The following is a 13289-nucleotide window of genomic DNA, read 5'->3' on the forward strand; positions in this document are numbered from 1 at the left end:
GGAATCCGATACTACCATAGTGCGCCGGGTGACACCAGCACCGCCTGCCGGCGAGGATACCGGGCGTTGAGGCCCCGGAGGCAGATTGTTTATGTGCATATACCAGCGGCGCCGGGGGGCCTTGTCGATGTTCTTTCGCCCCGGCCTGTGCCTGGCAGCTTTTCTGCTGGCGGCTTCGATTCCCTCGCTGGCCGCGGGGCAGCCTGCGGTGTCTTCCCAGGCGGTCTCGTGGGAGGAAATGAACCAGCAATTCCTCCAGACATCCAAAGCCATGCTCGAGCAGCGGGCCAAGCTGCCGCCGGAACTGGCTCGCCTGGCCCACAAGAAGAGCATCGTGCCTCTCCCTGCCGCCAGTTCCGTCGAGAACCCGGACCACTTTGTCACGCTCCAGGCGTTGCCCGTCGCGGCGATCGTGGAGAAACTTACTCCCGAGGCCTACCGCCTGCCGACCTATGCCAACGTGCTGGTGCCCACCCTCAAGGTAGACCCCACCCAAGCCAAGATCGAGTTGGCCGTCAAGGCCGGCGCTTCGCTTGGCCCGGCCAAAGGTCCCACCGCCCTGACTATCGAAGGCCGCCGCCGGATCTTCGCCGTCGCGGCCAATTCCGCTCCGGTCTTCATGGACGAGGAGATGTCGTTCGAGACGGCCGCCCGCGTGAAGCTCGACACGCCGGTGTCGTTCGAGTTCAAGCAGACGCTGATCGAAAACGACGCTCTGGGTGGCGAGCGGCAGATGAAGATCGGCTGCAAGTTCAAGGTCGTCGAGGCGGCGATGGGCTTCAGCAGCAAGGACGGCGTGTTCATCGAGGCCGGCAAAGACTTGGCAATTAAGACCGCCGCCGGCGAATACAGCGTCGGCGTGGAAGCCCGCGGTTCCGTGCCGGCCGAACTGCCCCCGTCCTGGTTGATCCAGACGCTGATTTCCTCCGGCTTGGGGCGCAAGCTCGGCCTGTTGATCCCGCAGGACATCGTCTGCCCTTACTGCAAGGGGCTCAAGCGGGCCCATTGCCCCACGTGCAACGACAAACTTCTGGTTCCCTGCCCCAAATGCGACGGCACGGGAGGACCGGAATGCTTCTCGTGCAAAGGCAAGGGCCGGGTGCCCTGCCCCAAGAAGACCACGTGCTGGAGTTGCGGCGGCACGGGGCGCCGGTCCTGCTCGACTTGCCATGGCAGCGGCAGCGTGACGCGGTGGGAAACCGTCCAAACAACGCGCCAGCAACTGGTGGTTGATAATGTCGGCTTCGACTCGGCCGGCCAGCCCGTCTACAGCCGCCACTATGAGAGTCGCCCCTGTACCGAACAGGTGGCCCGCAGGGAAAGCTGCGACAGTTGTGACGGCAGCGGGCGCGGCGGCACGTGCGGAAATTGCAGCGGTAGCGGCAAGGTGACCTGCTCTCAGTGCAAGGGGACGGGCTTGAAGGACTGCATTTGGTGCCAGGGCACCGGCCACACGATGTGCTGGTCCTGTTGGCGAAAGAAGAAAGTTTCCTGCCCGATGTGCTCGGGCAAGGCGCATACCTGCCAGGGCTGCGAGGGGACCGGCAAAGTGAGGCGGCAATAGTGGACCCAAGCAGCGCGATCGTGAGGCTGACGGGGTTGGCGATTCTTTGCATCGCGGCGGCCGGCTGCGCCGGTGGCGGCTTCGATGTGCTGATGGACCAGCAGCAGGCATCGCAGGCGGGAGTGCGGCTGGACGGTCCGATCGCTCTGGACGAAAAAGGCTGCGTGCATTTCTTGTCCAAGAATAACGTGTGGCGATTTGACCGGGCCAAAGGGTCGATCGAACAGGAAACGCAGAAAGTCGCCAAACCGCTTGTAGACCTGGCCATCGGCGATGACGGCATCGTGCTGGTGCTGGACGAAGGGCAGGTCTATGCCTTGGCCGCGGGCAGCCTCGTGCCCGTCGCGACCATACCCGGACGGGCCTACAAACTCGCTGTGGCGCGTGAGTGCCTGTATGTCGCCACGCGACGTGACGGGCGCTACCAGGTCCTGCGATATCGCCTTGGCCCGCGGCGGCTGGAGCCCGTGCTGCGAAGCGACTCGGCCATCACCGCCCTGTGCCCGTTGCCGGACGGTCTGCTCGTGGGCGTCGGCGAGTCCATCTTCAAGGTCTCGCTGCCGCATCGCTGCGACCAGCCATCAGCCGCCGAGGTGCAGACGACGCTGATCTGTGCGATTTTCGGAGCGCAGATACAGTCCATCGCCGCGGACTCGCAACGGCGGATCTTCTACTTCAGCGACGGCGCGGCGACGTTCTTCTGGACCGGGGGGGCGGTTCGCGAACTTCTGCCTGCCGGCGGAACGCTCGCGACGCGCGGCGACCGCCTGGCGATCTGCTCACCCGCGCAAGGGCAACTTTCGCAACTGCCTCAGGCCTCCAAAACCGTCTTGCGCATCACCCAGGACTCAACCGATCCGGGCAAGCCCAATAATCCCTGAAAGCCTGTGCCGCCCTGGTCGGGCAAAACCTTGCCAGAGGGCACACGGAGTTCACGGAGAAAAGGCCGAGGCCTCCTTCGTCCGAAGGAGGAATATTCGTCAGCCCAGGGCACAGCGCAGCGCCGCCCTGGGGAGTCGTTGTCCCAGTATGTCTTGAGCCCTGAAAGGGCGAAACACCATCGTGTGCCGCCCTTTCAGGGCTGGACCGTGGGGCGACCTGACCCCAGGGCTGCGTCCCTCGCTTCGCTCGCGACTGCGCCCTGGGCTGACGAATTGCCGGCCTTCGGCCCGCATGCAAGGAGCCGTGGGACCCCGGGCCCCAATCCAGCCCCCCCGTGGACTTCCGTTTGGAGCCCGCCCACGACGCCGGCGGCCACTGGGGCTACTGTTTTCCCACCGGGGGCCCTCCGACGCAGTGGGCTGGAGATGGCGTTGTTGTTTCATGCCATCCCATGTTGTGGGATATCCCTGAAGCGAGAAACCTTCGCGAGAAGAAAGGAAACGGACGGTTAGAGACAGGTCCACGTTCCCGCGAACTCTGCGCTGAAACTGATTCAGCCGCTCAAGGGCAGGGGGTTTGGCTGGCTAAGATTCGGCATGAGGGAGTGGATCGGGTTTATTGTGGCGGCGTTGGAGGTGGCGGGGGCGGTGGTGATCGTCGGCGGGACGGCTGTCGCCATGACCCGGGCGGGTTATCTCGTCGCCCGGCGCCGCGTCGAGGACGGCACCTACCGCCAGATCCGCATCGACGTGGGGCGGGCCATCCTGCTGGGGCTGGAGCTGCTGGTGGCGGCCGACATCGTCAAAACGGTCGGGCTGGAGTTGTCCTTTTCCAGCGTGGCGGTTCTGGGCCTGGTGGTGCTGATCCGCACGTTCCTGAGCTTCACGCTGGAGGTGGAGATGACCGGGCGTTGGCCCTGGCAAGGCCGCGGGGAACGGGACTGAGGCAATATCCGATATGCGATGTGCGAATAGACACTCTGGACTGATTGGATCACGGTCTTGTTGATGTTCGCGTGGTCTTTCCTCGTTCGCTGTTCTTGTGCGAGCATAAATCGTGCCGAGTTTGCGGCTTCACCCGCAACGGCTCAAAAAGGCACCCAAAAAGCACCTCTAAAGCACCCAAACGCCGGTTATTCCGATTTCAGCCCGGGTATTTTCACCGCGGAGATCGCGGAGATCGCAGAGGGGTTTTTGAATGAAAACCGGCCGTACCTTCCACACATGACCAGGGGTAACGCAGATGGTGGTACAAAGGGAATCCGCAAACCCGCAATCCGAAGTCCGAAATGGGTTGCGGGCGCAGCCCGCGCTGCGCGCTTGACAGGGCGGCGCGAGGGCTTACGATGGGCTCACCCTCGCACAGGAGCCCGCTATGAATTCAAATCAGGCCGTTGACGTTAAGGTACACTTTGCGGTGACGCCGTTTCCGCTGACGGCGGTGCGGCTGGCGGAAGGGCCGCTGCTGGCGCGTCAGCGGGTGCATCAGGCGTACATGCGGTCGATCGATCCCGAACGGCTGCTGCACAACTTTCGCGTCACGGCGGGTCTGCCCTCGACGGCAGAGCCGCTGGGCGGGTGGGAGGCCCCCGTCATCGGCGTGCGCGGGCACTACGTCGGGCACTACCTCTCGGCGTGCGCGTGGATGCACCAGAGCATGGACGACGATCAGCTCAAGGACCGCGGGGCGTACCTGGTGGGCGAGATCATCAAGTGCCAGCGGGCCCACGGCAACGGATACGTCGGGGCTTTCGGCACCGACTACCTCGAGCTGCAGGAGAGCGGCAAGTTCGCCTGGGCGCCGTACTACGTGGTGCACAAGATCCTCGCCGGCCTCATCGACCAGCACACCGCCTGCGGCACGGGCGGCGCGCTCGAGGCCGCCTGCGCCCTGGCGGACCACGTCATCAAGCGTCTCGCGCCGTTCACGCCCGAGCAGATCGACGCGATGATGGTGACCACGCAGGGCCACCCGCTCAAGGAGTTCGGCGGCATCGGCGAGTCGCTCTACGACCTCTACGCCCTGACGGGCCAGGAGCGGTATCTCAAGCTCGCGCGGGACGTGTTCGACCGCCCGTGGTTCCTCGAGCCGCTGGCGCGCGGGCAGGATATCCTGGCCGGCCTGCACGTCAACACGCACGTGCCGATGATCGCCGCGGCGGTTCGGCGCTACGAGCTGACCGGCGAGGAGATGCCCCGCCGCGCGGTGGAGAACTTCTGGCGCATCGTGACGCAGACGCGATGCTACGTCGAGGGCGGCTCGAGCGGCCCGCGACCCGGCGGCGGAAAATCCGTCGCTGAGCACTGGGACTTCGCCGGCCGACTGCTGCCGGGCCTGACCGGCAAGACCAACGAAAGCTGCGTCACGCACAATCTGCTGAAGGTCACGGCAGCGCTGTACCGCTGGAGCGGCGATGCGGCGTGCGCGCACTATCACGAGCGGGCGTACTGGAACTCGGTGCTGACGCGCCAGCACCCGCAGACGGGGATGTTCCTGTATTACCTGAACCTCGCCGCGCACTCGGTCAAGGAATGGGGCGAGCCGATGAACAGCTTCACGTGCTGCTACGGCACGAACACCGAGGCGTTCGGCCGCCTGGGCGACGGGGCGTACTTCCACGACGCCCAGGGGCTGATCGTCAACGAGTACATCGCCTCGCGCCTGGACTGGGCGGACCGCGGGCTGGCCGTCGAGCAGGCCACCGACTTCCCCCGCGGCGAGACGACGCGCCTGACGTTCCACGCGACCAAACCGGTCGAGATGACCCTGCGGCTGCGAATGCCGACGTGGGCCGGCAATCCCAGCGTCGCGCTCAACGGCCAACTGACCACCGCCGGGCCCGTCGGGGAGTATTGCACGCTCAAGCGCGCCTGGAGCGAGGGCGACACGGTCGAGCTTCGCCTGCCGATGCGCCTGCACACGCAGGGGCTGCCCGACGCACCGGAAGTGGCCGCCGTGCTGTATGGCCCGGTGGTGCTGGCGGCCTGCACCGGCAGCGACCTGTTCTACAGCGGCGATCTGGACTCGCTGCCCCAGCGCCTGGTACACGCGCCGGCCGACGACCAGCCGCTGACCTTCCAGCTCGACACCGTCCACGGGCCCGTCACGTTCAAACCGCTGGCCGACGTGCTCGATGGGCAGTATGGCGTATATCTCCGGCCGCCCTTCGCCAGCGAATCGTGCGGCCTGTGCGGTTCATGGAAGCACAGCCGCTCGGGCACGATTCCGCAGACCTGGGAAAGCGCCCGGCAGTAGCCATGGCGGGAGGCCTCAGGCCGATAGCCACGACCGAGCGGGCGGTGTCAGCCTTTCCCGGAGAGGGCTTGTTCATACATGGATCTCCTGGGCGTGGCTCTCCATCAGGAGCCGGTAGTTGGGGATGATGTGCTCGCCGAAGATTTCCGCGTAGTCCATCGCGTCGGGGCGGTTCCAGGTTTGCTGGAGTTCGCCGACGACGGCGAAGGTGTCGATGGGCACCACCCCGGCCTGGCTCAGGCGGGCGATGCTCAAATCGGTGGCCATGCCGCTCCAGTTGCCCGAGGCGTCCACGACGGCGTACACCTTGTACCCCGCGCCCGCGGCGCAGATCGCCGGAAAGACCAGGCACACGCTGGTCAGCGTTCCGGTCATCACCAGCGTCTTTCGGCCGGTGCTCTGGACGGCCTGGACGAACTCGGGCACGTCCCAGGCGTTGATCTGTCCATGCCGCGGGACGTACTGGGCGTGAGGGGCGAATTGCTGGATTTCGGGAATCACCGGACCGTTGGGCCCTTCCGGCACGGAGGCCGTGGTGATGACCGGGATGTCCAGCTTGGTCGCCACCTTGGCCAGGGCGATGACATTGTTGCGAAGCTGCGACACGGACATGTCCTTGACCAGATTGAACAGCCCGCTCTGGTGGTCGATCAGCAGCATTGCCACGTCAGAGGGGTCCATCATCACCGTGTTCTGCGGCTTGCCCATGGGACGCTCCTTTCGCCTGTGGTTACCGGCTGGTCATTCCCGCACCGCCCGGCGCGTGCGACGAATTCTATGCCATTGCGGGGATATCGCGTACAGTTGTCTGGAAGAAGCCATGACACGAGAACTGACTGCAAGCTGCCGCGGGGACAACGACCTGCACCGGGTGCTGCAGGACAACGGCATGGACGTGCAGCGCTGCGACACGCCGGCCGAGGCGGTCGAGCGTGCGGCGGATGGAACGGGCGTGCTCGTCCTGGCCGATGGGTACCCCGAGCGAACAACCGGGGTCGACCCGGCGCTATTCGACCGGGCGGCCCGGAAGAAGCTCCGGCTCTATGTCGAGTTCCCCTCGATGCTGCCGGGCATGAGCCTCGGCCAGCCGCGGGAGCACAAGAAGGGGCCTTACGGGAGCAACCTCGACCGCGAGGTCATCGTGTCCGAGGCATTCCCGCCCCTGCCCAGGATGAGCATCGTCATGGTCAAAGGCTGCCGATTCCTGCCGGTGGAGGCCGGCAATCCGCACATCGTCACCGCGCGCGTTGCAGGCTATAACGCGGCCTTGTTTGGCCTGCCGGGCGACGACGTCTGGCCGATTCTTTTCGAGCATCCCCGCGGCGATATCCTCGTGGCGACGACCATGCTCAGCCACTTCGTCACCGGCCGCTATGCGCCGACGAACGCCTGGGGGCCGCTCTGGCAGATGATCCTGCGCTGGCTGCAACCGCCTCTGGAGCCGCCGCAACTGCGATGGACGCCGACGGTGCGGCCGACCTACGGTCGCGACGAGCCGCTCCCGGTCGATGCCGAGTTGGCGGCCTTGCGGCGCGGGGTCTCGTGGTACGGCCGCTCGAAGCTCTTCCTGGAGCCCTCGGGCAAGAGGGGCTTCCACGAGGGCTACAACTCGAAGGACTTCTTCATGGACGGCAGCCACGGCGTCAGCACCGCGATCCGGTCCGACTGCACGGGCGAAGTGGCCATGAGCCTGGCGCTGGGCGCGGCGGCGCTGGGCGAGGCGGAGTACCGCCAGGTCGCCCGCAATCTCAACGATCTGCTGTTCTTCGAGTCGCAGGCGAGCCGCGGTCCGCGGCTGGACCGCGAGAGCCCCAGCTATGGCCTGATCGGATGGGACGACAGCAGTCCCGGCGTGTACTACGGCGACGACGCCGCGCGCCACCTCCTGGGCGGGATGGCCGCCGCGGCGGCGTTGAAGAGCGACCGCTGGGACGACCGCGCCGTGCTGGACATGCTCGCCAACTTCCGCACCACCGGCCCGGCCGGGTTTCGCAAGGCGCGGATCGAAGAACCGGAGCTCCAGGAACACGGCTGGCGGCAATTCTGGCAAGACGCCCAGGCGAGTTGGGGCGGCATGCGAAACTGCCCGCACTACCAGGCCTACCTCTGGGCCGTCAACCTGTGGCTCTACGACAAGACGCACTTTGGCCCGCTGCTGGACCGCACCGAGGCCGGCATCCGTCACCTGATGGAACTTCTCCCCGACGGCTGGCACCATGAGGCCAACCGCCACGAGCCCGAACGATGCCGCATGCTCCTGCCGCTGGCGTGGCTGGTCCGGGTGGCCGACACGCCCGAGCACCGGCGCTGGCTCGATACGATCAAGGAGTACGTCCTGGTCGCCCAGCAGCCCTGCGGCGCGATCCCGCAGCGGATCATCCACGCCACGACCGCCAACGATCAATACGGCACCGGCGAGTGCGCCCTGGTCCAGCACAACGGCGACCCCTGCACCGACCTGCTGTACGCCACCAACTTCGCCTTCATCGGTCTGCACGAGGCCGCGGCCGCCACGGGCGACCCGGAGCTCAAGCGGGCGGAGGACCGGCTGGCGGATTTCCTCGTCCGCATCCAGATCCGCAGCGAGATGCGCGGCGAGCTGGACGGGGCCTGGTATCGCGGGTTCGATTACGACAAGTGGGACTACTGGGGCTCCGACGGCGACATCGGCTGGGGCGTCTGGAGCATCGAGACCGGCTGGACCGACGGCTGGATCACTGCGACGTATGCCCTGCGGCTGCTGAAGACATCACTGTGGGACTTCACAAGACCCAGCCGCATCGCTACGGCCTTCGAGAAGCACCGCAGGCAGATGCTGCCGGACGACGCGCTCGATTGAGCGCGGGCTCTTCCCGTTACCTGCCGCGGGCGGCGTTCTCTCAAACAGCTTCGAAGGCCGCCCCGCGCCGCGGCTGGATCACTGCACTGAGCGTCAGCCAGGTCAGGACGTAGAGCGCCGCGAGTTTTTCGACGGCCGGCGCGGCGGGGGGCCACTGGCCATCGAGCCAGAAGTGGTGTACGTAGTGGGTGAACGAGACGGTCGACACGACGAGCATCCCCAGCGTGAAGACCGCCCACCAGCGCGGGCAGGCGCGGTCCAGGAACATCGCCCCGCACGCCAGCGCCACCGAGGCCAGTCCGGGCCCGGCCGAGGCGGCAATGGCCAGCACGTGCTGATGCGGCGCGGTGTCGGCTGGCGCCGCGGCCAGCCAGATCATCCCCGCCACCGAAACCGCCCCCAGGACGCGGCAGGTGCTGCCGAGGCGCCGCCAGCGCGGGAACCACCGCGGCAGGCGAAACCATGCCACGGCCATCCCCGCCGCCAGCACCGCCAGCGACGCCAGGAATGCCACGTACGCAGGATTGGGTTGGCCGTTGTTGGCCGCCGACTTGGTCAGGTCGCTGATCGTGTTGCGCCAGAAGGAATACCCCGCGGCCTGCGGATCCCACGGATGACCGCCGGGATACATCGCCATGGCGACGATGGACACGCCCACAAACTGCGCCGCGGCAAGCAGGATCGCCCAGCGGCCGTAATCGCGCCGTGGACGTCCGGTCTCATTGATGCTTCCGCGATGCATGATCTCTCCTGGCGGGGCAAGGAATCGTATCGCCGCGCCCGAGCGGTTCTTGGGGCAGGTTCTTGCATTTGACGGGGATTGTCATAGATTATGCGCCTGTTCGATCGGGTGACCATTTGGCAAATGCCCTTCAATCCGTGATGAGCTTTGCGACGCGCGCTCTGGGCGCCTTTTCGCGCGTGACGTCGTCGGGCAAGTTCATCACCGAGATCGACGCCCTGCGGTTCATCGCGATCGTCTCAGTGCTGAACTTCCACGCCCGCACGAAGTTCTTTCCCGACGAGGTCCACGCCCTGGGCCAGGGAGTCGTCGGGACGGCGAACTGGCTGTATTCATGCGGGTGGTTCGGCGTGCAGTTGTTCTTCGTCATCAGCGGATTCATTCTCTGCACGCCCTTCGCCGAGCACCACCTCAACAACCGCGCGAGAATCCCCATCAGCAAGTACTTCCTCCGTCGTGTGACGCGCCTGGAACCGCCCTACATCATCAACCTGGTGCTGCTGCTGGCGCTGATGCTGTTGTGTCCGGTGGTTCGCGAGCCGCAGTTCGCGTCGCTGAGCGTGGGCGAATACTTTCAGCACTTCGCGGCCAGCCTGGCGTACTCGCACAACCTGGTCTACCAGGAGATGAGCTACATCAACTGGGTGACCTGGACGCTGGAGATCGAGGTGCAGTTTTACATTCTGGCGCCGCTGCTGGCGGGCGTGTTCGCCCTGCGGAGAGCCTGGCTGCGGCGGGGCGTGCTGGTTGGGGCTATCGCCCTGTCGTGCTTCATGGAGCACCGCTACTACATGCACTGGACCTGGCTGGGCGCGCTGGACACCGCCGCCCTGGGGGCGTGGTGGCACAACCTGGTGGGCTTCCTCAGCACGATGGACGTCCACATGACCCTGCTGGGCCAGATCCGCTTCTTCCTCGTCGGGTTCCTCCTGGCCGACATTTATCTGACGGTGTGGAAGGGTCAGCCGCGAAAATGTTTCGCCTGGGACGCCGCCGGCGCCGCCGCCTGGGCGGTTATCCCGGTGCTGGTGGCGGCCCAGCAGACGCTGCCGCAATGGCTGCAGGCCGCCCGACAACCGTTCTGGACGCTGGCCGGTCAGCACGCCGCCGCCACCGCCCTGGGCGACGTGGCGGCCGTGCTGGACGGGATGCTGCTTCCGGCGGCGATGTTGCTGGCGTACGTGGGGGCTTTTCGCGGGCGGCTGCTGAATGTGTTCTTCCGCAACCCGCTGATCGCCACCATCGGCGGGATGTGCTACACGATCTACCTCTATCACGGGTTCCTGATCGAACCGGCGCTGTGGCCGACCGCGGGGCTGACCGGTCGCATCGAAGCCGCTCTGACGTGGCGAAGCCTCGTGCAGTCGGCGCTGATGGCGGGTTTCGTCGTCGCGGCGGCCGGCGGGTTGTTCCTGCTGTTCGAGAAGCCCTTCATGTATAAGGACTGGCCCGCCCGCCTGTCTCAACGCTGGCTGGCGCCCCTGCGGCGCTGGCGGTCTCAACGCGCCGCAGAGGCGCTGGCGCATCCGGCCGACGACGGCGTACAGGTCACAGTGGAAGAGCCCTGAACCGGATTCACCCTCTGCGGTCTCCGCGATCTCAGCGGTGAAATATGGGTTTTCTGCCCGCCCTCGAATCAGCTCGCCTCTGGCGGGACCAGCTCGGTGATGTCTTCCAGCGTCAGCAGCGCCATCTGGCAGTCGGTGAACTGGAAGGGCATGGCCGTGACCCAGAGGCAGCGGGTTTCGGCGGCGCCGTTGATCAGGCGCTTGACCATCGTCTTCTTGCGGCGGGTGGACTTGCCGCGGCAGGCCATCTCGACCGCCACCCGCACGTCGCACGGACACGCCGCGGTTTTGCCGCAGACTTCCTCCGCGCAGTGCCGGCAGTGCAGGAAGTCGCCGCAGAGCCGTTTCTCTGCAGTCTCCCTGTCGAGGTCGACGAACCGGGCGGCGGCCGCGTTCATGTCCACCACCGTGCCCGAGATGTCCACCAGGATGACCACCGATGGGATGCAGTCGAGGATGTCGCGATAGACCTGCGCGTCGAAGCGGATCCAGCCGCGGCGGACCTCCTCGATCAATTCGCGAAACATGTCGTCCATTCGTTCGGAGTCCATACTGTCCTCTTCGGCAAAAAGTCCCCGGCTATTCCCGTTCTTGCGAAAATGATTATACTCGCAAACCACTATGAGCATCGACAAAGACCTGCTGATCCCGGTACGGAAGTTCTCCCCCCGCGGCGGACGGTTCGTCTGGCCGCCACAGGCGGTGCTGGCCTCGCCGCGGATTATCGACCAGATGCCGCTGGGGCAACTGGCCGCCGATCTGGCCGCCGCGGCGATCGCGGCGCGCGTCGAGGCGTCGGCGGGCTTGCCCGCGGCTGTGCGCATCGTGCGCGATCGCAGCGTGCAGGGCGACGAGGCGTACCGCCTGACGGTGAGCCCTGAAGGAATCGAGATTCGCTCGTCGGCCGACGCCGGGGCGTACTACGGCGTGCAGACGCTGCGGGAGATGGCCGCCGCCGGCGGGCGCAGCCTCCCGTGCTGCGCGATCGACGACGCCCCGGCCTTCGCCCGGCGCGGCGTGTACCACGACTGCTCGCGCGGCAAGGTGCCCAAACTCTCGACGCTCAAGGACCTCGTCGCTCACCTGGGGCGATGGAAGATCAACGAACTGCAGTTGTACGTCGAGAACGTCTTTGCCTTCCGCAGCCACCCGGGCATCGACGAGGGCTACAGCGCCCTGTCGGCCGACGAGATCCTCGCCCTGCAGGAGCACGCCAAGGCGCATCACGTGCGGCTGGTGGGGTCGCTGGCGAGCTTCGGGCACCTCGAGCGCGTGCTGGCCCAGCCGCGGTACAAACCGCTGGGCGAGTTCGTCGACCCCGACAAGAAATGCTCGACCCTCTGCCCGACCGACCCGGGCTCCATCGCCCTGCTGGCCGAACTCTACGCCGAATACGTCCCGCTGTTCGAGGCCGTCGACTTCAACATCTGCGGCGACGAGACCTGGGAGCTGGGCAAAGGCCGCAGCAAGCGCCGGGCCGACCGCATCGGCATCGGCGGTCTGTACAAGGAGTTTCTGCTCAAGGTCCACCGCCTCTGCAGCAAGCACGGCAAGCGGATGAACATGTGGGCTGACATCGTGCTCGAGCACCCCGAGTCGCTTGAGGGCTGGCCGCAGGATGTGGTGATGCTGAATTGGGACTACGATCCCCACGGCTCCCGCGTGCCGCGGACGCGCGAGATCACCGACCGCGGCCTGGCGTGCATGGTCTGCCCCGGCACTAATTCCTGGGCCTCGCACGGTTGCCGCCTGCGGCACGGGCAGCGGAACATCCGCGAGTTTACGGCCGAGGGGCTCAAGCGCCGCGCCGAGGGCGTGCTCAACACCGACTGGGGCGACGGCAACCACCGCAACCCGCTGGGCGTGAGCCTGGCGAACATGGCTTACGGCGGGGCGTGTTCGTGGAACCTGCGCGGCGTGGACGATCGCGGATTCGTGCAGCGCTTCTGCCGCCACACCTTCGGCCGCGAGGGCTGGAAGCTCGCCGACGCGCTGGAGACCCTGGGCTCGCTGGACGAGAGCGTAGGCCTGCCCTGGCCGCAGGCGTACTGGGGCCTCTGGATGCCGCTGGCCGGCCTCAAGCGCGAAGAAACGCCCTTCGACCCGAAAGTCTGCGCCCGCCTGGAAGCCCACGCAAGAAAGCTCGAGCGCCTGAGCTGGCCGGCACCCGAAAAGGCCGCCACCAAGTTCCTCGCCGACACCTACGCCGACTTCGCCGTCGCCGCCCACCTCGACGCCTTCGCCTGCCGCTGGCTGATCGCCATCAAGCACGTCCAGGCCGCCAAACCCGTCCCCAACAAGGCCGACCTGATAACCCAGTCCCGTGAAACCATCGCCCACCTGAAAGCAGTCTGGCCAAGCCGCAACAAACCCTCCCGCTTCTTCCAGATCGTCCAAGGCTTCAAAAACCTGGAACAGTCCTGCGCGAAGGTGCCCTAA

At 66.3% G+C, this 13289-nt stretch carries 10 protein-coding genes; 7 read left to right on the top strand and 3 right to left on the bottom strand.

Translation table 11 applies throughout. From position 1 onward, the window contains the following. The first annotated feature begins 91 nt into the window (after nt 1–91). From ABFD92_01280 to ABFD92_01295, 4 genes are all read left to right on the top strand, one after another. Nucleotides 92–1564, top strand: a complete 1473-nt coding sequence (locus ABFD92_01280) for a hypothetical protein (protein ID MEN6503146.1) — start codon at nt 92–94, stop codon at nt 1562–1564. Then, nucleotides 1564–2445 (top strand): hypothetical protein, encoded by an 882-nt coding sequence (locus tag ABFD92_01285; GenBank protein MEN6503147.1) that lies wholly within the window; start codon nt 1564–1566, stop codon nt 2443–2445. Before ABFD92_01280 ends, ABFD92_01285 begins: the two co-directional genes overlap by 1 nt. Nucleotides 2446–3042: 597 nt before the next feature. Then, entirely contained in the window at nt 3043–3390 is a 348-nt protein-coding gene (locus ABFD92_01290) for a DUF1622 domain-containing protein (protein MEN6503148.1), read from the top strand. Between the two features lie 430 nt (nt 3391–3820). After that, nucleotides 3821–5701: a beta-L-arabinofuranosidase domain-containing protein gene (locus ABFD92_01295; protein MEN6503149.1), complete on the top strand. Its 1881-nt coding sequence runs from the start codon at nt 3821–3823 to the stop codon at nt 5699–5701. 72 nt (nt 5702–5773) lie between these two features. Here the strand turns inward: ABFD92_01295 and ABFD92_01300 are convergent, their stop codons facing one another. Continuing rightward, the gene (locus ABFD92_01300) at nt 5774–6409 is read right to left on the bottom strand and encodes an isochorismatase family protein (protein ID MEN6503150.1); all 636 of its coding nucleotides are present in this window, start codon (nt 6407–6409) and stop codon (nt 5774–5776) included. A 112-nt stretch (nt 6410–6521) separates the two neighbouring features. On the opposite strand from ABFD92_01300, the gene ABFD92_01305 reads away from it, so the two are divergent. After that, nucleotides 6522–8540: a hypothetical protein gene (locus ABFD92_01305; GenBank protein ID MEN6503151.1), complete on the top strand. Its 2019-nt coding sequence runs from the start codon at nt 6522–6524 to the stop codon at nt 8538–8540. Between the two features lie 40 nt (nt 8541–8580). Here the strand turns inward: ABFD92_01305 and ABFD92_01310 are convergent, their stop codons facing one another. Next, nucleotides 8581–9282, bottom strand: coding sequence for a hypothetical protein (locus tag ABFD92_01310; GenBank protein MEN6503152.1), 702 nt, complete (start codon nt 9280–9282; stop codon nt 8581–8583). A gap of 140 nt (nt 9283–9422) precedes the next feature. Here ABFD92_01310 and ABFD92_01315 point away from each other — a divergent pair, with 140 nt between their 5' ends. Further along, entirely contained in the window at nt 9423–10850 is a 1428-nt protein-coding gene (locus ABFD92_01315; protein ID MEN6503153.1) for an acyltransferase, read from the top strand. Between the two features lie 68 nt (nt 10851–10918). Here ABFD92_01315 and ABFD92_01320 read toward each other — a convergent pair whose 3' ends face one another. After that, the gene (locus tag ABFD92_01320; GenBank protein ID MEN6503154.1) at nt 10919–11401 is read right to left on the bottom strand and encodes a PAS domain-containing protein; all 483 of its coding nucleotides are present in this window, start codon (nt 11399–11401) and stop codon (nt 10919–10921) included. A 70-nt stretch (nt 11402–11471) separates the two neighbouring features. Between ABFD92_01320 and ABFD92_01325 the strand changes: the two genes are divergently transcribed. Continuing rightward, nucleotides 11472–13289 carry a glycoside hydrolase family 20 zincin-like fold domain-containing protein gene (locus ABFD92_01325; protein MEN6503155.1) on the top strand — a complete coding sequence of 606 codons (1818 nt, stop codon included), beginning with the start codon at nt 11472–11474 and terminating at the stop codon, nt 13287–13289.

The organism is Planctomycetaceae bacterium, from assembly GCA_039680605.1.
In the GTDB taxonomy this organism is placed as follows: Bacteria; Planctomycetota; Phycisphaerae; order SM23-33; family SM23-33; genus JAJFUU01.